This is a genomic window from Streptomyces sp. Ag82_O1-12 (assembly GCF_900182715.1).
Classification (GTDB): Bacteria; Actinomycetota; Actinomycetes; order Streptomycetales; family Streptomycetaceae; genus Streptomyces; species Streptomyces massasporeus.
This window is the reverse complement of the sequence record NZ_FXUW01000001.1, coordinates 4,574,422-4,594,486: the sequence shown is the minus strand read 5'-3', so window position 1 is coordinate 4,594,486 and position 20,065 is coordinate 4,574,422. Positions and strand designations below refer to the sequence as shown.

General features: G+C 70.7%; 17 protein-coding genes, 1 tRNA gene and 2 pseudogenes. 10 read left to right on the top strand and 10 right to left on the bottom strand.

Going from position 1 to position 20,065, the window contains the following annotated elements; all coding sequences use genetic code 11:
- Positions 1-196: 196 nt before the first annotated feature.
- The gene (locus QOL88_RS21130) at positions 197-577 is read right to left on the bottom strand and encodes a hypothetical protein (RefSeq protein WP_097218324.1); all 381 of its coding nucleotides are present in this window, start codon (positions 575-577) and stop codon (positions 197-199) included.
- Between the two features lie 18 nt (positions 578-595).
- A complete protein-coding gene (locus QOL88_RS21125) occupies positions 596-1,144 on the bottom strand; it encodes a hypothetical protein (protein WP_143668874.1) in 549 nt (182 codons plus the stop codon).
- 680 nt (positions 1,145-1,824) lie between these two features.
- Between QOL88_RS21125 and QOL88_RS21120 the strand changes: the two genes are divergently transcribed.
- From QOL88_RS21120 to QOL88_RS21095, 6 genes are all read left to right on the top strand, one after another.
- Entirely contained in the window at positions 1,825-3,354 is a 1,530-nt protein-coding gene (locus QOL88_RS21120; protein WP_257027845.1) for a VCBS repeat-containing protein, read from the top strand.
- A gap of 67 nt (positions 3,355-3,421) precedes the next feature.
- Positions 3,422-4,837 carry an FG-GAP repeat protein gene (locus QOL88_RS21115; protein ID WP_097218316.1) on the top strand — a complete coding sequence of 472 codons (1,416 nt, stop codon included), beginning with the start codon at positions 3,422-3,424 and terminating at the stop codon, positions 4,835-4,837.
- A gap of 199 nt (positions 4,838-5,036) precedes the next feature.
- Entirely contained in the window at positions 5,037-6,452 is a 1,416-nt protein-coding gene (locus QOL88_RS21110) for an FG-GAP-like repeat-containing protein (RefSeq protein ID WP_097218313.1), read from the top strand.
- 37 nt (positions 6,453-6,489) lie between these two features.
- Positions 6,490-7,935 (top strand): FG-GAP-like repeat-containing protein, encoded by a 1,446-nt coding sequence (locus tag QOL88_RS21105; RefSeq protein ID WP_097218311.1) that lies wholly within the window; start codon positions 6,490-6,492, stop codon positions 7,933-7,935.
- A gap of 17 nt (positions 7,936-7,952) precedes the next feature.
- Positions 7,953-9,305 (top strand): FG-GAP and VCBS repeat-containing protein, encoded by a 1,353-nt coding sequence (locus QOL88_RS21100; protein WP_097218309.1) that lies wholly within the window; start codon positions 7,953-7,955, stop codon positions 9,303-9,305.
- A 134-nt stretch (positions 9,306-9,439) separates the two neighbouring features.
- Positions 9,440-10,450: a Yip1 family protein gene (locus tag QOL88_RS21095; protein ID WP_097218307.1), complete on the top strand. Its 1,011-nt coding sequence runs from the start codon at positions 9,440-9,442 to the stop codon at positions 10,448-10,450.
- A 64-nt stretch (positions 10,451-10,514) separates the two neighbouring features.
- On the opposite strand, the gene QOL88_RS21090 is transcribed toward QOL88_RS21095, so the two are convergent.
- Both QOL88_RS21090 and dcd read right to left on the bottom strand, forming a co-directional pair.
- The gene (locus tag QOL88_RS21090) at positions 10,515-11,012 is read right to left on the bottom strand and encodes a phosphoribosyltransferase (RefSeq protein WP_097223110.1); all 498 of its coding nucleotides are present in this window, start codon (positions 11,010-11,012) and stop codon (positions 10,515-10,517) included.
- A gap of 11 nt (positions 11,013-11,023) precedes the next feature.
- Complete coding sequence (gene dcd / locus QOL88_RS21085; protein ID WP_030846430.1) at positions 11,024-11,599, bottom strand: dCTP deaminase; 576 nt, start codon at positions 11,597-11,599, stop codon at positions 11,024-11,026.
- A 565-nt stretch (positions 11,600-12,164) separates the two neighbouring features.
- Here dcd and QOL88_RS21080 point away from each other — a divergent pair.
- Positions 12,165-12,238 (top strand) — tRNA-Gly (locus QOL88_RS21080).
- A gap of 49 nt (positions 12,239-12,287) precedes the next feature.
- On the opposite strand, the pseudogene QOL88_RS38880 reads toward QOL88_RS21080, so the two are convergent.
- Both QOL88_RS38880 and QOL88_RS21075 read right to left on the bottom strand, forming a co-directional pair.
- Positions 12,288-12,518: pseudogene (locus tag QOL88_RS38880) on the bottom strand (tyrosine-type recombinase/integrase); the annotation flags it as partial.
- Position 12,519: 1 nt separating this feature from the next.
- Positions 12,520-12,685 (bottom strand): annotated as a pseudogene (locus tag QOL88_RS21075) (FtsK/SpoIIIE domain-containing protein); the annotation flags it as partial.
- On the opposite strand from QOL88_RS21075, the gene QOL88_RS21070 reads away from it, so the two are divergent.
- Both QOL88_RS21070 and QOL88_RS21065 read left to right on the top strand, forming a co-directional pair.
- Positions 12,624-13,100 carry an HD domain-containing protein gene (locus QOL88_RS21070; protein WP_097223109.1) on the top strand — a complete coding sequence of 159 codons (477 nt, stop codon included), beginning with the start codon at positions 12,624-12,626 and terminating at the stop codon, positions 13,098-13,100. The pseudogene QOL88_RS21075 and the gene QOL88_RS21070 overlap by 62 nt on opposite strands.
- Positions 13,101-13,490: 390 nt before the next feature.
- Positions 13,491-13,994 carry a GNAT family N-acetyltransferase gene (locus QOL88_RS21065; RefSeq protein WP_097218302.1) on the top strand — a complete coding sequence of 168 codons (504 nt, stop codon included), beginning with the start codon at positions 13,491-13,493 and terminating at the stop codon, positions 13,992-13,994.
- A 687-nt stretch (positions 13,995-14,681) separates the two neighbouring features.
- Here the strand turns inward: QOL88_RS21065 and QOL88_RS21060 are convergent.
- The 4 genes from QOL88_RS21060 to QOL88_RS21045 all read right to left on the bottom strand — a co-directional run bounded on the left by QOL88_RS21060 (position 14,682) and on the right by QOL88_RS21045 (position 19,146).
- Positions 14,682-16,847: an MMPL family transporter gene (locus QOL88_RS21060; protein WP_373559297.1), complete on the bottom strand. Its 2,166-nt coding sequence runs from the start codon at positions 16,845-16,847 to the stop codon at positions 14,682-14,684.
- Positions 16,848-16,852: 5 nt separating this feature from the next.
- Complete coding sequence (locus QOL88_RS21055; protein WP_097218296.1) at positions 16,853-17,125, bottom strand: hypothetical protein; 273 nt, start codon at positions 17,123-17,125, stop codon at positions 16,853-16,855.
- 150 nt (positions 17,126-17,275) lie between these two features.
- On the bottom strand, positions 17,276-17,959 hold the full coding sequence (locus QOL88_RS21050) for a response regulator (RefSeq protein WP_097223108.1): 684 nt from the start codon (positions 17,957-17,959) through the stop codon (positions 17,276-17,278).
- A gap of 8 nt (positions 17,960-17,967) precedes the next feature.
- On the bottom strand, positions 17,968-19,146 hold the full coding sequence (locus tag QOL88_RS21045; protein WP_097218293.1) for a sensor histidine kinase: 1,179 nt from the start codon (positions 19,144-19,146) through the stop codon (positions 17,968-17,970).
- 175 nt (positions 19,147-19,321) lie between these two features.
- On the opposite strand from QOL88_RS21045, the gene QOL88_RS21040 reads away from it, so the two are divergent.
- Positions 19,322-19,747, top strand: a complete 426-nt coding sequence (locus QOL88_RS21040; protein ID WP_097218290.1) for a hypothetical protein — start codon at positions 19,322-19,324, stop codon at positions 19,745-19,747.
- Positions 19,748-20,065 lie beyond the last annotated feature (318 nt).

Here is a 20,065-nt window from a genome sequence, read left to right as displayed (position 1 = left end):
ACCGCGTTTGGGGGATCACGCGGTCCAGCACCGTCAAGCGCAGGTCCGCGTCGGCCCCCCCCCAGCGGGGCAGCCTGAACATGCCGACATGGGCTGGATGGCTGAGGGCAACGAAGAGGCCCCGCCATGGACGGCGGGGCCTCTTGCGACTCTGTCTACTGCGAGCCGATCACCTCAGCAGTGGTCGGCCAAGCCATCACCGTCCATCGAACTGGCCGCTCAGTTCCATGGCGAGGTGGTACCCCCCAGCGAGATCGATGTCGGTCCGCTCCCGGAGCAGTTTGATCGCCGAGTCGCGGTCGCCGCTGCCCAGCAGATCGGCCATCTCGACGACCAGAGGCGCATCGAGTGCCCGCAGGGTTTCCAACGCTTCGCCATAGGTAGTGGGCAGTGCGTGTCCCTGAGTGAGCAGGTCCACTGCCACGGGGGCTGCGGACAGACCGAGTCCCGAATCCTTGCGCAACCGCCGGATGGCCTTGGCGGTGCGCCCCTCACGAGCCAGGGCCCTCGCTTCGTCCTGTGCTGCCTGCTCGATGGGCGTGATCAGTGCGGTGGTACGTGCTTTGGTGCTCGTCATAACGCTACAGCGTTCCCATCACTTGCAGTTCTTCTTGATCCCGTCGATCCCGAGGACCACCGAGGCGAGGCCACCGAGCGTCGCACCCAGTTCGCTGATCTTTTCCTCGCCCTTGGAAATGCGGATGAGGAGATAAGCGGCTTCCTTGACCGAACCGGCCTTCTTGATGAATGCCTTCAGCTTCAGGATCTTGGCGATGGGAACTGCGCCACCGGCGATGGCGGCCGTGATGGAACCGACGCACTTGGCCTTCTGCCACCAGCCAAAGGCCACGAGGCTCGGCTTGTCACCACGGAGGTTCTTGTCGAGATACGCCTTGACCGCAGCTTCCCCCTGCTGCTCGACGCTGTCAGGGATCTCCTCGATCACCTTCAGCATGGCAAGCAGCTTCTGCCCGTCAGCCGTTTCCAGCTCCTCGGCAGCGGTCATGGACTCCTGAGCTGCGACCGTCACCGAGCCGGCCGTCGTGCCTCGATCGGCGGCCATGGCCGCTTGGCCGAGGCCCGTGCTCAGGATGGCGGCTGCGGTTATGACAGCAGTGGTGGCGGTCAGTCGCTTGATCTTCAAGATGTTCCCCTCGTTTTTCTTTCATCCAGTCGGTCAGCACTGGACTCGGCACGGCATCGTCCCTGGTCAAGTGGACTTCCGTGACCCGCATGTGAGTATTGATCACATGATCTTGAACGTCCACGAATTTGAGCAACTGCTGAGGTTGATGAAAGCTGCGTGAATGTCAGCCCGGTTACTCGCTGTTGTTGTCATGCGAGACGTGTCGTCGACGGGAGCGTTCTCGCTCAGCAGAGGGATTTCGTTGAAAGCACAACGGACCTTTCAGGCCGCCACCCGGAATCCCGGGCAATACCCGAAGCTGGTGGCCCAACCCCTAGGGCGGTCCCCCGTGTGGATCCGACGCCATGGCAACGTCCCTCGAAGCAGCGTCTGGTGATGCGTTCTCGCGGTCCGGCCGGTCCACGGCGCAGGAGGCCGACCCGCCTCCGCCCCGCACACGCAGGGGCCACCCGGCCACGTCGACGGGTGCGACCGTGCCCCGGGGCTCGCCGGCCCCGCATCCCACCGGCCTCGAAAATTCACCGAACTCACGTACAACCCTTACGCCCCCGCGCAGGTCTCTTGATCGCCGACCGCCCGTGAACGCCCGGACAACTCCCGGCGAACCGGACGGCACCGGCCCCACATCGACTGCGGATGTCCGCCAGACATCCCCCGCATGCAGCAGGAGACCTCGCATGCACCAGCACGAGCGCCCCGCCGGGCGCCCGCACCCGTCCCAGCGCCTCGGCCTGCACCCCCGCCTGCGCCTGGCCCTCGCGACGGCCGCCGCCGCGGCGCTGACCGGCACGCTGCTGACGGCCACCGCCGGCACGGCGACCGCCGCCGACGCGACGCACACCCCGCAGGCCGACTTCAATCACGACGGCATCGGCGACGTGGCGTTCTCCGCCTCCGGCGCGTACGTGAGCGGCACGAAGGACGCCGGGCAGCTCGTCGTGCTGTACGGCACGAAGAGCGGCGTGACCTCCGCGAAGCGGTCCGTGATCAGTCAGAACACCGCCGGCAGCCCGGGCACCGCCGAGGCCGGTGACGTGTTCGGCGCCGACAGCGCCTACGCCGACTTCAACGGCGACGGCTACGACGACCTCGCCGTCTCCGCCCCCATGGAGGACGTCGCCAGCGACAAGGACGGCGGCACCGTCGCGGTCCTGTGGGGCTCGGCGCAGGGCATCACCGGCAAGGGCGTCACGATCGCGGACGCGGCCCCCACCAAGCACGACCGCTGGGGCAGGAAGCTCGCCGCCGGCGACTTCGACGGCGACGGCCAGGCGGACCTGGCCGTCGGCACGACCTCCAACGTCATCTACGTGCTCAAGGGCGGCATCAGCGCCACCGGCACCGCGGTCAAGGGCCGCGCCGCCGTGAAGGCGCCTGTGTACACCTCGGGCGAGGGGTCCGGGGCGGTCAACCTCACCGCCGGCGACGTCAACGGCGATCACCGCACCGACCTGGTCGTCGACGGCTTCGAGACGGAGACCGGCCGCTACTGGAACGCCAACTACCTGCTGATGGGCACGAGCACGGGCCTGTCGGCCTCCGGGGCCCGGCAGCTGAAGGCCGGTCCCATCACCGGCATCGGCGACATCAACGGCGACGGCTTCGGCGACATCGTCAGCGGCATGTACTGGAACAAGGCGGACGACGGGGTGGAGTTCCCCGGTGCCGCCGACGGCGGCAAGGTGTGGATCACCTACGGCGCCGCGGACGGCATCGGCTCCACCACCGGCATCACCCAGAACACCGGGAACGTCCCCGGCAGTTCGGAGAAGAACGACTACTTCGGCTACGAGCTGGACCTGGGCGACGTCAACGGCGACGGCAAGCAGGACCTGGTGATCGGCGTCGCGGGCGAGAACATCGGCTCCGTCACCGACGCCGGTCAGCTGGTGGTGCTGTACGGCTCGGACTCCGGCATCAACACGGCCTCGGGCGCGCAGTCGTTCGCACAGAGCACCGCGGGCGTCCCCGGCTCGGACGAGAAGGGCGACATGCTCGGCGTCGACGTCAAGCTCGACGACGTCAACGGCGACGGCCGCGCCGACCTGCTGGCCGGCTCGTTCGAGAACGCCGGCGACGGCTCGGTCCTCTACCTGCCGTCCACCGGCACGAAGATCACCGCGACCGGCTCGCGGGCGATCGGTCCCGGCGCCTCAGGCGTCTCCACGACCGGCTACCCGAACTTCGGCGCGAACTTCGGCGACTGAGCCGTCCTTTACACCCCTCGGGGGCCGGGCCGTCCAGGTCCGGTCCCTTCCTCACCGGAGCACTCCCTTGCGCAAGCGCACCCTCCTGCTGGCCGCCACGCTCACCACCGGCCTGCTCACCACCGCCCTGGCCTCGCCCGCCACCGCCGCCCCCTCCAGTCTCGCCGGGGACTTCAACGGCGACGGATACCGGGACGTCGCGGCCGGCGCCGCGTGCGCCGACGTCGGCTCGGCCTCCTGCGCCGGTGCCGTCGTCGTGCTGTACGGCTCGGCGTCCGGTGTCTCGGCCGCCCGCAGGGCCGTCATCACCCAGAACTCCGCGGGCGTGCCCGGCACCGCCGAGGCCGGCGACCTGTTCGGCTCCGCCCTGGCCGCCGGGGACCTGGACCGGGACGGCTACTCCGACCTCGTCGTCGGCGCGAGCAACGAGAGCATCGGCGACCGGGACGGCGTCGGCTCCGGCACGGTGCTGTGGGGCAGCAAGTCCGGCCTGGCCGGCGGCAAGGGCCTGCCGCAGCCGTCGACGCTCTCCGAGTACGGCAACTTCTCCCGGGGCATCGCCACCGGCGACTTCGACGGCGACGGCGACACCGACGTCACGCTCACCGGCCAGACCCACACCCGCATCTACAACGGCCCCTTCACCCGCACCGCCGGCCCGCTGAACAACCTCCGCGTCGGTGAGGTCGGCACCACGTTCGAGGTGATCGCGGGCGACCTCAGCGGCGACGGCGCGGCCGAGCGCGTCTACCCCTTCGACGTGGACGGCGACATCGGCGGCGAGATCGACTACTTCCGCTGGACCGGAACGACGCACAAGATGGCCGAGCTGCCGAACGCCGACGGCTACCCCGGTTCCATCGGCGACATCAACCGCGACGGCTACGGCGACCTCGTCCTCGGCGACCCCACGGACCCGTACGACCTCAAGCCCGGCGGCCACAAGGGCGGCCAGATCACCGTCTGGTACGGCGGCCCGAACGGCCCCGACCCGGCGCAGCAGCCGACCGTCGTCCACCAGGACACCGCGGGCGTGCCCGGCGCCGCCGAGGCCGAGGACGGCTTCGGCAGCGCGGTGAGCACCGGCGACATCAACGGCGACGGGTACGCCGACGTCGTGGTCTCCGCCCCCGGCGAGGACATCGGCTCGGCGAAGGACGCGGGCTCGGTGACCGTGCTGTTCGGCTCCGCCTCCGGCCTGAAGACCGGCAGCGGCGTGAAGTCGTACACCCAGGACACCGCCGGGGTGCCCGGCTCCGCCGAGGCCTCGGACCGTTTCGGTTCCGCGGTCGGCCTGACCGACGTCACCAAGGACGGCAAGGCCGACCTGGTCATCGGCGTCCACGGCGAGAACAACACCGGCGGCCTGTGGACCCTGCGCGGTTCCGCCACCGGCCTGACCACCAGCGGCGCGCAGGGCATCACGAGCAGCGCCGTCTCCCTCAAGGGCAGCGTCGACCTCGGCTCGACCGTGTCCCAGTGACACGACTCGACCGCGTCCCAGTGACACGACTCGACCGTGACCCAGTGACGCGACTCGACCGCGTCCCAGTGACGCGACTCGACCGTGACCCAGTGACGCGACTCGACCGTGACCCAGTGACGCGACTCGACCGCGTCCCAGTGACACGACTCGACCGCGACGCACGCCCCGCCGACTCCCCTGTGAGGCACGTACACCCATGCGCACCACCCGCATCACCACCGCCGTCCTCGCCGCGGCCCTGACCCCGCTCGCCCTCACCCTCTCCGCCCCGGCCGCGCACGCCGTGCCGGCCGCCGCCCCCTACGACTTCAACGGTGACGGCCGCACCGACCTGGCGATCGGCGCGCCGGGCGCCACGGTCGCCGGGCAGGCGAGGGCGGGCGCTGTGACCGTCGTCTACGGCAGCACCGGCGGGCCGAAGACCTCCACGCGCACCCTGCTGACGCAGAACACCGCCGGAATGCCCGGCACGGCCGAGCCCGACGACGCCTTCGGCTCCGCGCTCGCCTCCGCCGACCTGAACACCGACGGCTACGCCGACCTGCTGGTCGGCACGCCCGGCGAGGACGGCAGCGACAGCAACGACGGCACGGTCACCCTCGTCTGGGGCGGTGCCTCCGGCCTGTCCGGGGCCCGTTCGCTGTTCAGCTTCTTCAGCACCGACTACGACCGCTATGGCCAGACCCTCGCCGCCGGCGACTTCGACGGTGACGGCGACACCGACGTCGCGGTCGGCTCCACAGGACCGGTCACCCTCTCCCTGGTGAGCGGCCCGATCACCAGGACGAGCGCGTCCAACGGCGGCTCGGGCTCGCGCAACGACTGGTGGGCCTCCTCCTACGGCGTCACCCACCTGTCCGCCGGCGACATCACCGGCGACGGTCACCCCCGGGTGGTCCTGCACGGCCGCGCCGCGAACACCGACGACGCGGCGACCGGCCTGGCCGACATGAAGATCGGCAACTACAACGACTGGCTGCAGAAGCTGCCCGCCGGCTACGTCTCCGCCGTCGGGGACATCGACGGCGACGGCCACGACGACATCGCCGTGGGCAACGACCGGGAGACGTCGGCCGACCCGGCGGGCGCCCTCGGCGGCAAGGTCACCGTCGTCTACGGCGGACCCGACGGCCGTGACAGCGGCCGCGCCCCGCTCGTCCTCACCCAGGACAGCGCCGGTGTGCCCGGCGCCTCCGAGAAGGGCGACCGCTTCGGCAGCGGCGTCTCGCTCGGCGACGTCAACGGCGACGGGTACGCCGACCTGGCGATCGGCACCGCGGGCGAGAACGGCTCCGCCGGTGCCGTCACCGTGCTGTACGGCTCGGCGTCCGGCCTGACCACAAAGGGCGCCACCTCGTACACCCAGAACACCGCCGGTGTGCCGGGTGCCTCCGAGACGGGCGACCGGTTCGGCGAGCGCGTCACGCTCACCGACCACACCGGCGACCGGCGCGCCGACCTGTCCGTCTCCGCGCCGGGCGAGAACGCCGGCGACGGTGCCGTCTGGTCCCTGCGCGCCACGGCGACCTCCGGCTCGACGAGCTTCGGCCCGGCCACCACCGGCATCTCGACGGCCGGCACCCCGGGCTACGGCACCGCGCTCAACTCCTGACCACCGCCTCCCACTCGACGACCCGACGGGGACCTTGATGCGCAAGCGCACCCTCCTCCTGGCCACGGCCCTCACCACCGGCCTGCTCACGGCCCTGCCCGCGGCGACGGCCACCGCCGCACCCGCCGCCGGCCCCACGGCCGACTTCAACGGCGACGGCTACGGCGACGTGGCCTTCGCCGCCCCCTACGCCAAGGTCGACGGCAAGGGCATGGCCGGCTACGTCGCCGTGGTCTACGGCGGCGCCACCGGCCTCGACCCGGCCAAGCACACCGTGATCAGCCAGAACACCGCCGGTGTGCCCGGCGCCGCCGAGGCCGAGGACAGCTTCGGCGAGGCGATCGCCCCGGCCGACCTCAACGGCGACGGCTACACCGACCTCGCGGTCGGCTCCCCCGGCGAGGATGTCGGCGACGACGTCGACGGCGGCTCCGTCACCGTCCTGTGGGGCTCCGCGAGCGGCCTGAAGAACGGCACCACGGTGAAGGACCCGGCGGTCTCCGGACACGACCACTGGGGCACCCTGCTGACCGCCGGCGACTTCGACGGCGACGGCAGGGCGGACCTGGCCGCGAGCGCCTACGCGGACCCGTACGTCGTCCGCGGCCCCTTCACCACCACCGGCACCACCGGCGCCGTCCAGCGGGTCGCCCTGCCCGAGGCGTCGTACAGCGTCGACGCCATGGCGGCGGGCGACACCAACGACGACGGCCGGTCCGACCTGGCCCTCACCTACCGCGTCCGTCTGCACGAGGACGGGACGGGCAGCTGGTCCAAGGGCGCCGCCTACCTCGGCACCGCCACCGGCCTGGACACCTCCCTCCCCCGCCCCCTGAACGGCGGCACGTCGATCGCCCTCGGTGACGTCGACGGCGACGGATACGACGAGATCGCCCTCGGCAACGTCTTCTCGAAGGAGGACGACCACAGCGGTTCGCTCGGCGGCCGGGTCGTCGTCATCCGCGGCTCGGAGGGCGGCCCGGTCAACGGCGACGCGCCCATGGCCGAGCTCACCCAGGACTCCGAGGGCGTCCCCGGCGCCGACGAGGCGGGCGACGGCTTCGGCAGCGCGCTCTCCATCGGCGACACCGACGGCGACGGCTACGGCGACCTCGCCATCGGCGTCGTCTTCGAGGACGTCGGCACCATCGAGGACACCGGCGCCACGATCCTCATGAACGGCTCCGCCTCCGGCGTCTCGCGCACCGGCGCCCGCACCTTCACCCAGGACACCGCCGGCATCCCGGGCTCCGCCGAGGCCACCGACTACTTCGGCTCCGACCTGCTGCTGGCCGACGTCGGCAAGGACGGCCACGCCGACTTCACCGTCACGGCGGGTTTCGAAGACGAGGGCATCGGCGCGATCACCGCCCTGCGCGGCTCGGCCACCGGCCCCGTCACCGACGGCGCCCGCACCTTCGGCCCCGGCAGCCTCGCCCAGACCCGCTCCTACGGCGCGTTCGGCGCCGGCCTCATCGGCTGACGAACCAGGAGATCCCCATGCGCAGATCCACCACCACCGCCCTGGTCGCCGCCCTGCTGGCGACCGGCGTCACCCCCGTGTTCCTCACCGGCCCCGCCGCCGCGGCCGTCGCCAAGCACTACGACGACTTCAACGGCGACGGCCGTCGCGACCTCGCCTACGGCGGCTACAACGACGTCGACCGCGAGGGCGGCACGATCACCGTCGTGTACGGCACCACCACCGGCCTCGACACCGCCCACCCGAAGTACCTCCACCAGGACAGTGCGGGCATCCCCGGCTCCGGCGAGGAGGACGACCAGTTCGGCGCGTCCCTCGCGAGCGCGGACCTCAACAAGGACGGCTACGCGGACCTCGTCGTCGGCAACCCCACCGAGCACGTGGGCAGCGACGACTACCGCGGCACCGTCACCGTCCTGTGGGGCTCGAAGACCGGCCTGTCCGGCGGCACCAACATCGCCCCCGTCGGCGGCGCGGGCGGCCACTTCGGCCGCGACCTGGCGACCGGCGACTTCACCGGCGACGGCTCCCCCGACCTGGCCGTGATCGGCGGCGAGGAGGCGTGGCTGTACCGCGGCCCGTTCACCAAGTCGGGCACCACCGGCAAGGTCAGCAAGATCGACAAGGGGTCCGGCGGCTGGTACTCCTCCGCCCTCGCCGCCGGAAAGGTCGACGGCGACGGCAAGACGGACCTGGTCGTGATCGGCACGGAGATCAACGGCAGCCAGATCCGCGAGCGCGCCTGGTACCTCAAGGGCACCTCCTCCGGCCTCGCCTCGGGCACCTCCAAGACGCTCAGCGACCGGCAGGAGGGCCTCTACCCGAGCCCCGTCATCGGCGACTTCGACAAGAACGGCTACGGCGACATCGCCCTCGGCGTGCCCGACAAGGACAACGGCAAGGGCGCGGTCACGATCTGGCGCGGCACGTCGTCCGGCCCCGGCACGTCGGTCACCCTCACCCAGGCCACCTCCGGCGTCTCCGGCAGCCCCGAGGCCGACGACAACTTCGGCTACGCGATCTCGGCCGCCGACACCAACGGCGACGGCTACGCGGACCTCGCGGTGGGCGTCCCGCACGAGGACGTCGACGGCGACGAGGACCAGGGCGGCGTCCACGTCTTCCGCGGCGGCTCCGGCGGCCTGAGCGGCGCGCGTTCCTCGTGGATCGCCCAGACGGTGCTCGGCCCGGCCGACTCCCACGCCGCCTTCGGCTACACGCTGCGCCTGCGCGACCTGACCGCCGACGGCAAGGCCGACCTGGCGGTGGGCGCGGCGGGCGGCGCGCTGCTCATGCGCGGCACGAGCACGGTCCCGACGAAGACCGGCGCGATCACCCTGCCGGAGCTGGGCGGCTCCTTCGCCGACTGACCGGACCCGACCGGCCCGGCCGCCCGGGGCACACCGCCCCCCGGCCGGGCCGGGCCGGGACATGGGGCAGGGCATGGCCCGTACGGCCCAACCCTGACACCCCACGGACACCCAAAGCCCCTTCCCCTTAAGGGATGTCACAGCTCGGCCGCAAAGCCGGGCCCGAAAGCCTGCGCCCGGCACACCACCGCCGGGGACCAGGTACGTTCGAAGACGTGGCTGGATTCAGGATCGGACGCGGCCGGAACAACGGCGCTCCTCAGACGCGACCGCACAACCCTCCGTACGGGCAGCAGACGCCGCAGGGACCGTCGTACGGCTCCCCGCCGGCGCCGCAGCCGTACCCACCGCAACAGCCGTACGGCAACGGCGGCGGCCCCTCGTGGCCGCAGCCCGACGCCGGGCACGGCGGCGGCTACGGCGGCCAGGGCGAGCCGGAGTACTTCGGCGACGGCGCGTACCCGCCCGGCCCGCAGGGTCCGCACGATCCGTACGCGGCGAACAACCCGGGCCACACCCAGGCCTTCTCGGTCGGCGAGGACCCCTACACGCAGGGCGACACCTACCGCGCCGGCGCGGCGGCCCCGGCGCCCGGCCCGGTCGGCCCGCGCCTGCACTGGAAGCAGCTGCTCCGGGGGATCGTCCTCGCCCCCAACCAGACCTTCCTCCAGATGCGGGACTACTCGATGTGGGGCCCGGCCCTCGTCGTCACGTTCCTCTACGGCCTGCTCGCCGTCTTCGGCTTCGACGGCGCCCGCGAGGATGCGATAAACGCCACACTGTCGAACGCGGTGCCGATCGTCCTGACGACGGCCGTCGCGATGGTGCTGAGCGCGTTCGTCCTGGGCGTGGTCACCCACACGCTGGCCCGCCAGCTCGGCGGCGACGGCGCCTGGCAGCCCACGGTCGGCCTGTCCATGCTGATCATGTCCCTCACGGACGCGCCCCGCCTGGTCTTCGCGATGTTCGCGGGCGGTGACGCGACGTTCGTCCAGCTGCTGGGCTGGGCCACGTGGGTGGCGGGCGGCGTCCTGCTGACCCTGATGGTCAGCCGCTCCCACGACCTGCCCTGGCCGAAGGCGCTCGGCGCGTCGGCGATCCAGCTGATCGCACTGCTGTCGATCGTGAAGCTGGGCACGGTCTGAGACGCTGCGGTACGAGAGAGGGGCTCCCCACGGGGAGCCCCTCCTCTGTCTCTGACCCGGCCGATCAGGCGTCGAGAACCTGCCCGGCCCGCCGCACGACGGGCGGTTCGACACTCCACGGGAAGTTGATCCAGTCGTCGGTGCGCTTCCACACGTACTCGCACTTCACGAGCGACTGGGACTTCTCGTAGACGACGGCGCTGCGCACCTCGGCGACGGTGTCGAGGCAGAAGTCGCGCACCAGCTTGAGCGTCTTGCCGGTGTCGGCGACGTCGTCGGTGATCAGCACCTTCTTCCGCGAGAAGTCGATCACGTTGGGGACCGGCGCGAGCATGACGGGCATCTCGAGGGTCGTCCCCACACCCGTGTAGAACTCCACGTTCACCAGGTGGATGTTCTTGCAGTCGAGGGCGTAGGCGAGCCCGCCGGCCACGAAGACACCGCCGCGGGCGATGCTGAGGACTATGTCGGGCTCGTAGCCGTCGTCGGCGATGGCCTGCGCGAGCTCGCGCACGGCGACGCCGAACTTCTCGTAGGTCAGGTTTTCCCGCACTGCGCTCATGCTGATGTCGCTCACACCTGGGTCCGATGGAAGTTGAGGAACGACCGGGAGGCGGTCGGCCCGCGCTGGCCCTGGTACCGGGACCCGTACCGCTCGCTGCCGTACGGGAAGTCGGCGGGCGAGCTGAGCTTGAACATGCACAGCTGCCCGATCTTCATGCCCGGCCAGAGCTTGATGGGCAGGGTGGCGAGGTTGGACAGCTCCAGGGTCACGTGCCCGCTGAAGCCGGGGTCGATGAACCCGGCGGTGGAGTGCGTCACCAGCCCCAGGCGCCCCAGCGAGCTCTTGCCCTCCAGCCGGGAGGCGAGATCGTCGGGCAGGGTGATGACCTCGTACGTGCTGGCGAGGACGAACTCCCCGGGGTGGAGGATGAACGGCTCGTCGCCCTCCGGCTCCACGAGGCGGGTCAGGTCGGCCTGCTCGATGGCGGGGTCGATGTGGGGGTACCGGTGATTCTCGAACACCCGGAAGTAGCGGTCGAGGCGCACATCGATGCTCGACGGCTGCACCATCGATTCGTCGTACGGGTCGATCCGCACCCGCCCTGCATCGATCTCGGCCCGGATGTCTTTGTCTGAGAGAAGCACGCCCCGAGGATACGCAAGGCGCGCGGAGCGACCACAACCGGACGTCTCCGCGCGCCTTGTGCCTGTTGCCTACTGCTTGTCCGTTACCGCAACGGCCGTGCTGCCACTGCTACCGGGCTTCCGCTGCTGCCGCCGCTACCGCTTCTGATAGCTGACGGGCACCACGCTCCGGAGCCGCGCACATCGCGGGCACCGAAGCAGCCGCCCGGGGCCGAGCCGCTCGGCCTGCTGCATCGGGAACGAAGCGGTGCTGAACACGTGCCCATCGGCACAACGGACGACGGTGCGCTCCATCAAGTCCCAGAGTCCCTTCCCCAGAGCCGCGTCTGGCTGCTGCTTGCCTGACGACAAAAGCCACAGTACGGGATCAAAGGGAAGCCCCTCCAGGCGGCACTCCGGTCCCGCCCGGACCCTCTTACGCCCCACCACCGTACGCCCCAACTCCGTTCCCCCGCAGCCGCATCCCATCCCTGAAACGCCCTCAGGCCCCGCGGCGCGAACGACGGAGGCCTGGCATGAGGTAGAGTGAGCGAGCATTCGACACCGACCCCGGTCGGCGTCTTACGCGGGTGTAGTTTAATGGTAGAACATCAGCTTCCCAAGCTGAGAGCGCGAGTTCGATTCTCGTCACCCGCTCCACGAAGAAGGCCCAGGTCAGAGACCTGGGCCCTTTTGCTGTCCGCTGTGATCAGTCGTCGCGTGCCAGATTCGCGCCAGAACGCTTCTCGGCGGCCTTCCGGGCAGCCTCCTCCCGAGCCTTCTGGACCGTGGCGTCGAGGCCGGCGGCAACCTCTTCCTGTCCCTCCTCGTCGGCGCTGATAGATCAGCGCGGCCTTCTCCGAGGACTGCCCGCCCGCACCATCGTGTCCTTGAGAGTGGCCCCGGACCGCGTCGACAGGGTGTGCCGGAGGTCGTAGAACGATCATGCCCCGACGAGGGGCCGCCGGAAGGACCTCACGGCGAGTGGTCGCCTTGACGGCCAGTGCCCGCCACCGGGACGGCTCGACCGTCAGACCGCACGTCCATGGTCGAGGAGCACGAGGCCAGCAGCCGGGCCGCCGGGACCGGCAGCCCGACCGTTGCCAAGCTGGAAGGGGCGGACCCCGCGCGTGCCGCCTTCCTGGCGGTGTGGCACGACTCGCAGGAGACGCGTACCGGCGACATCAACCACCTGTCGAAGAAGTACGCCGGCGAGGCAGACCCGCAGGCTGTGACCGCCGACCAGATGAAGGGAATGCCCGAGGCCCTCGCCGCCACCCTGCGCGAACTGATCGGCGAGTACAAGGCCCGAGAGTCTCCCGAAGCGATTTGTGCCCGAGACGCGGACAAGCTCGAGTGCATGCTGCAGGGCATCGAGTACAAGGCCCAGGGCTACGAGCTCGCCCAGCGCTGGATCGACAACAGCCGCGACCGGCTCACCACGAAGACGGCGAACGCACTCGCCGATCAACTCCTCGAGATGGACCCGCTGGATTGGCTGCGCAGCACCATGGGGGAATAGCAACGCCCCCGGACACAACAAGGTCCCCTCTCACCTTCGGGCGTGAGGGGACCTTCGCGTCCACCCGCATCACCTGGACTGTCCGACCAGCGCTCTCCCTGCCCCTCGCTCACCGCCGAGGCAACGGTTCCCAGCGTGTGCGCACGACTCCAAGCCCCGTACCACGGAGTGAGTTACAACCTTCTCTACTGGTTCAAGGCGGCTCGCTCCTGTCTCCGCCCCGCTCCAGCCCAGCCGGCGCCGTGCCGCGCGCACAGCAATCAGCAACCTGATGCCACAGAAGGGGTGCGTCGTGGCTGGGGCGGTCGGCTCCACGGCTTTAGAAGCCGTAGCCATACCGATCGCGGAGTCCGTAGAGCGGACGGCCGCGCGCTGTTACGGTCGGGCGCCATGAGCTGGCTTCCCGATGACTTCGTCCACCCCGTCCTGGTACCGCTGCCTGGCGGTGGTCATCACCTGCGGCCGATCCGGGAGGCGGACACCCCGCTCGACTATCCGGCTGTGATGGGTTCGCGCGAGCGGCTGTGGACCATCTTCGGCCCGGCCTGGGGCTGGCCCGCGCCCACCATGACCTACGAGGCCGACCAGGCCGACCTGTTGCGGCACGAGAAGGAGATCGCCGCACACCAGTCCTTCAACTACGCGCTGTTCGACGCGGCGGAGACAGCCCTGCTCGGCTGTGTCTACATCGACCCACCGGAGAGGGTCGGCGCCGACGGCGAGATCTCCTGGTGGGTGGTGGACGAGCTGGTGGGCAGCAAGGTCGAGCAGGCCCTCGACGCGCTGGTGCCGCAGTGGATCGCCGCCGACTGGCCGTTCGAGCAGCCGCGCTTCCTCGGCCGCGAGATCTCCTGGTCGGACTGGCTCGCCCTGCCAGAACATCCCGACGCGTAAGCAGCTGTTGTCGTAATGCTCTTGGGCTGGCCCGGAAGTTCCACCAGCCGAGCCGCACAGACTCACCCCTGCCCGTGTCGGGCGCGGGTTCAGGAACCTGCGCCCGAAGACCGGCTCCTCGGCCGGTGCACCCAAACCGTCCCGCCCGGCCAGGACGACCACCGGGCGCAAGGAACCCAACGCCCGGCCACCCGCCACCCGGCCACCCGCCGCGACGTGGGCCGCATTCTGGCGACCGGCGAGGCGTACAGCCGCCCTACCCACCACAAGAAGGGCACCAAGCCCCGTCGTTCAAGGGGCACTGACAGCGCAGACAGGGCCCCGTAGAGTGCTTGACGCAGGACGGCGTGATCTTCAGCGGGGCACTAATGACAGGCGGCAACATGTCCGGCACGGATATCGGCGACGGCCACATTGGGCTGGCCGTGACGATCATTGCCTTGGTCGTCATCGCTATTGTCTCGGGCTCGGTGGGCTTTGATCGTCGCGGGATGCTTCACCGCCTGGTTCCTCCTGGCGTTGATCGTCATCCATATCAGGGGCGGACGAGGCGGAGAGGCACTTGGACGAGCCTACGTCGCCACCTTCTGGTGGGGCGACTACATCAGTCCCTGATGTAGTCAAACGACAAGCTCAGTCCCTCCCCACCGCGTTATGAGTCCTACCGTGAGCCCCGCCCGTCTCCGGTCACTCGTGGGTCGGCCGTTCCAGTGCCACCTTCGGCAGGTGTCGGGCCAGCGGAGCGGGCAGCCACCAGGCGCGGGGGCCGAAGAGTTGCATCACGGCCGGGACGATCAGGCAGCGGATCACCACGGCGTCGAGGAAGACGGCGACCGCGAGGCCGAGACCGAACTGCTGGAGCATGCGATCGGGGCTGAGTACGAAGGCGGCGAAGACCACGATCATGATGGCCGCCGCGGCCGTGATGACCTTGCCCGTGGCTGCCAGGCCCTCGCGGACCGCGAGCGAGTGGGCGTGTGTCCCCTCCCATTCCTCATGGATGCGGGAGATGAGGAACACCTCGTAGTCCATGGAGAGGCCGAAGACGATCGCGAAGATCATCACAGGGATGAACGCCTCGACGGGTCCCGGCTGTACCCCGAACCAGCCGTGCTGGAAGACCAGGGTGATCACGCCGAGCGCGGCGGCGATCGACAGGAGGTTGAGCAGGGCGGCCTTCAAGGGGATCAGAACGGAACGGAAGACCAGCATGAGCAGCAGCGCGGACAGACCGACGACGATGGCGACGAAGAGCGGTATCCGGGCCGAGACGGAGTCGGCGAAGTCCTGGGCGGCCGCGGTGGGCCCCCCGACCAGGTAGTCGGCGCCGGTGCGTTCGGCGAGCCGGGGCAGGACATCGTCGCGCAGGGTGTGAACGAGGGCGGCGGTGCTCGCGTCCTGTGGTGAGGTCGTGGGGAACGTGATGACGGTGAACACGGTGCCGTCCGTGGAAGGCAGCGGTGGCGTGGCGGCGGCGATGCCCTCGGTACGGGTCAGAGTGGTCCGCAGTTGCTCGGCGGCGTCGGCATCGCCCCGGCTGACCACGAGCAGCGGACCGTTGAAGCCGGCGCCGAAGCCCTCGGCCAGCAGGTCGTAGGCCCTTCGGCTGGTGGACGATGCAGGGTCGTTACCCGCGTCGGCGAAGCCGAGGCGCATGCCGAGAGCCGGGGCGGACAGGGCCAGGAGGGCCATGACGGCGGCCAGCAGGGCGGGCAGCGGGCGCCGCTGCACGGCGGAGGCCAGCCGCCGCCAGCGCACGCCCTCTTCCCTGCCCTTGACTTGCGCCTTGGCGGAGCGCGTGAGTACGTGTCGCTGGATGCGGTCGCCGAAGAGCGCGAGGAGAGCGGGCAGCAGGGTCAGCGAGGCGGCCATGGTGACCAGGACGGTCAGCGCGACGGCGACGGCCACCCCCTGGAGGGAGCCGAGGCCCAGGGCGACCAGGCCGAACAGGGCGATGATGACGGTGCACCCGGCGAAGAAGACCGTACGGCCCGCGGCATCCAGGGCGGTTCGGGTGGCGGTCTGCCGGTCCGCGCCGCGGGTGAGTTCGTGCCGGTAGCGGTAGAAGATCAGCAGCGCGTAGTCGACGCCGACGCCGAGGCCGACCAGCATCATGATCGGCGGAGTGAAGTCGGCGACGGTGAAGACGTGGGAGGCCAGCGTGATCAGGCCGATCGCGCCGCCGACCGCGAAGAGCGCGGTAACCAGCGGCAGCGCGGCAGCCACCACCGATCCGAAGAGCAGTACGAGGATGACGAGGGCGGCGAGCATGCCCGCGCCTTCGGCGCCCCCGCCGCTCTCCTCCTCGGCGCCGCGCACCGCGTCCCCGCCGACCTCGACCCGCAGTCCGTCCTGGGCGGCCGACTTGGCAGTGTCGACGATCCGCGCGACGTCCTCTTCGGGGACGTCCTCGGCCTTGGCGTCCAGGATGACGGTGGCATAGCCGATGGTGCCGTCCTCGGAGACTGCGTTGGCGTCCGCGTAGGGGCTGCGGACGTCGGCGACGCCGGGCAGGCCGCGCACCCGGTCGAGGGTCCGCACGATGGCCGGGCGATCACCGCTCAGTCCGTCCCTGTCCTGGAAGACGATCTGGACACTGCCGCCCGCCTGCGCGGAGCCGTGCCGCTTCAACAGGTCGGCGGCGGCCTGGGAGTCGGTGCCGGGCAGGGTGAAGTCGTTGCGGTAGGCGCTGCCCGCGCTCCGGGCACCGACGGCGATGACCGCGACGGCGAGGATCCACAGGAGCAGAGCGCTCCAGCGGTGGCGCTGGGACCACAGGGCCAGACGCCCGAAGACACCCGCCCGGTCGGTGGTGGGACCGGTGATCGCGATCATGTCGCGTGCTGGTGACATGGCTTTCACCGGCCTCGGTGGTGCGAGCGGCGGTTCTGCTCGGCGCGGCGGACGGCTATGACCGCACCGAGCACGGCGCAGATCAACGGCACGACGACAAATGCGGCCAGCAGCACGCCGCCGGTGGCGGTCACGTCGAGGGCGCGGCCGAGTACGAAGGCGGAGAAGGCGCCCACGGTCTCGGTCACCAGGAAACCGGCGGCGCCGCCGGCGAGGAGGCCGACGAGGGCGGCCGGGGCCTTGGCGGAAGGCGGGTGGACAGGGGAGCGTGTACTCATGTCCCGCAGGGTCCGGCTGCGGCATGCCACGGCGCATCGGCCTGCGGCGGACACCTGCCTACCCCGCCGGTTGCGGTCTCGGCGCCCGGCTTACACCGCTGGTGGGTTGTACGCCGCCGCGTTCCGGCTCTACCAGTGGTGGCCGACCGGCTATGCCGGTGGTGGCCGACCGTTCAGCCAGCCCGGGCGGACCATGCCGGACTCGTACGCCAGGACCACCAGTTGGGAACGGTCACGGGCGCCCACTTTGGTCATGATGCGGCTGACGTGGGTCTTGGCCGTCGCAGGGCTGAGGACGAGGCGGGCGGCGATCTCGTCGTTGGTCAGGCCGGCGGCGACCAGTTCCATCACCTCCCGCTCGCGGTCGGTGAGGGCCTTGAGGCGCGGGCCGGGCTCCGGTGCCTCGACCCGCACGGCGAACTCCGCGATCAACCGGCGTGTGACGGAGGGGCTGATCAGCGCGTCGCCACGCGCCGCCACCCGTACGGCGTGCACCAGTTCCTCCGGCTCAGTGTCCTTGACGAGGAAGCCGGTGGCGCCGGCGCGCAGCGCGCCGTACACGTAGTCGTCCAGGTCGAAGGTGGTCAGGATGACCACCTTGATGCCGTCCAGGCGTGGATCACCGGCGATCTGCCGGGTCGCCTGAAGGCCGTCGACGCCGGGCATGCGGATGTCCATGAGCACCACATCGGGGCGCAGGGTGCGGCAGGAGGCCACGGCCTGCTCGCCGTCGCCCGCCTCACCGGCCACCTCGAAGTCGTCCTCGTCCTCGAGGATCGAACGGAACCCGGCACGTACCAGGCGCTGGTCGTCCGCCAGAAGAATCTTGATCACGGCCCGGTTCATGAAGGGGAACGCGCTCCGTTCGTAGAGGTGTTCGTGCAGGGAATCCAGCCCCGTACGGTGAATCCGCCGCCCGGCCCGGGCCCCGCGGTCAGTTCGCCACCCAGCGCGTGGGCCCGCTCGCGCATCCCGCGAATGCCGTTGCCCGGCGCTGCGCCGTTCGCGACCGCCGGCCCCTGCCCGTTGTCGGTGACCTCGACCGTGACCTGCCGCGCCTCGCGATGGATGCCGACGGTGACGACTGTCGCATGGGCGTGGCGGCTCACGTTGGTGAGCGACTCCTGAACGATGCGGTACGCGGCCAGGTCCACCTCTGTCGGCAGTTGCTCCCGCTCGCCGCTGCACCGCACCCGCACGTCGAGTCCGGCGAGCCGTGCGGATGCCACCAGCTCGCCGAGACGGTCCAGTCCGGCCGTGGGCGCGACGGGCGCCATCTCGTCGACCTGCCGCAGCACCCCGAGCGTCGCCCGCAGCTCCCGCAGGGCGTCCCGGCTGGTGTCCTTGATCGCTCCCAGCGCGTCCTGCGCGCTCTGTGCGCCGTTGTCCGGGTGCTTGCGCAGACGGCGCAGGGCAGCAGCGGACTGGACGTTGATGAGCGAGAGGTGATGGCCCACGACATCATGCAGTTCACGCGCGATCCGCAACCGCTCCTCACTCGCTGCGCGCTCCTCGCTCTCCCGGGCGAGGGCCAGGCGGTTGTGCCGCACCCAGCCCAGTGCGACCACTCCGACCAGCCATCCCGTCAGCATGAACACGGCGACACCGTTCACGTCGTGGTTTCCCGCGAGTGTGCCGATGCCGGTCGCGATCACGGTCAGCGCCGCCAGAGCGACGGCCGCCTGGAGGTGTCCCCGGGTGGCGACCACGTAGAGCGCGACGACGAACGCGACCATGAGAGGACCGTCGTAGACGCTGACGAGGTAGTAGGCGGCCGTGGCGGCCAGCACGAACGCGGCGACCACAACGGGACGGCGGCGGCACAGGTACAGCGCCGCGCAGGCGGCGACGATCAGTGTCCAGCCGACCACGGTCGCCGACCAGGACTCCTCCCGCTCACCGATGAGCGACCTCAGACTGCCCACCGCCACCGGCACGAAGACCCCACAGGCCAGGGCGGCATCCGCCGCGCGGCCGCGCGGAGGGCGCGGCCGGAGACGTGAGACAGCACCGAGGGCCATGCCGTCAGCGTAAGCGGCCGTGACCCCGGCGCCCTCCTCCGCGTGGCGGAATCGCGCGGGCCCCGCCTCGCAACCACCGGGGTACGCACCCCCGTCGGGCCACAACCCACGGGGTACGGCACCTGCCCGCCGCAGACCGACGCCCCGGCGGTATCCCTTCCCCGACGATGAAGCCGTGAACGCAGATCCCCCTCTCCCGATCGCCCAGCGCCTGCGCGGCGTGAACCGGCCGCTGGTAGCCGCCCTGACCGCCGTCGCCCTCGTCCGGCCCCTGTTCTCCATCACCGGCTGGAGCGAAGCGCTCGGGAAACCCCTCACCCCGGTGATCCTCACCCTGGCCATCACGATGACCTGGATTCTCGCGGTCGGTCTCAGCCGGGTACGCGACCCGCTCCTGACCCTCGTGGTCACCGGCGTGGCGTACGCATTGGCCGCCCTGATCCTCAGCGCGGCCCTCTCACCACTCCTGACCGGAAAACTCCAGGGCCCCCTGGCCCAGCCCCAGGCGATCGTCCCGCTCTTCCTCGTCAACGCCGCCTGGGGCGCCTTCTGCGGAGCCTGCGCGATGGGGCTGCGCAGGGTGCGTGTCATCCGCCGCTGAGCGCGAGCGCCTGGACTGGGCAGGAGTCACGAGTCGGGCCCTGTCGACCTCGAGCGAGCGACAAGGCGCTTCTGCCCTGGCGACGAGGACGCCTTCCTCGGCTGGGGTACGTCATCCCTCTCCGCCGCTCCCCAGCCACCACCCGACCCGCCACCAGGAGCACTACCCCCCGCGAACCCAGACGGCGCCAGCCAGTCACCGGCGTCCACATAGAGGAACAGGCGGCCTGCCGTGGCGCCGGCTTGCCGGTCCGCGCGGGCCGCCGCGATGCTCGAACCGGTCTGTGCGGAAGGCAGGTTCGTCTACCGGCGTCCAGCT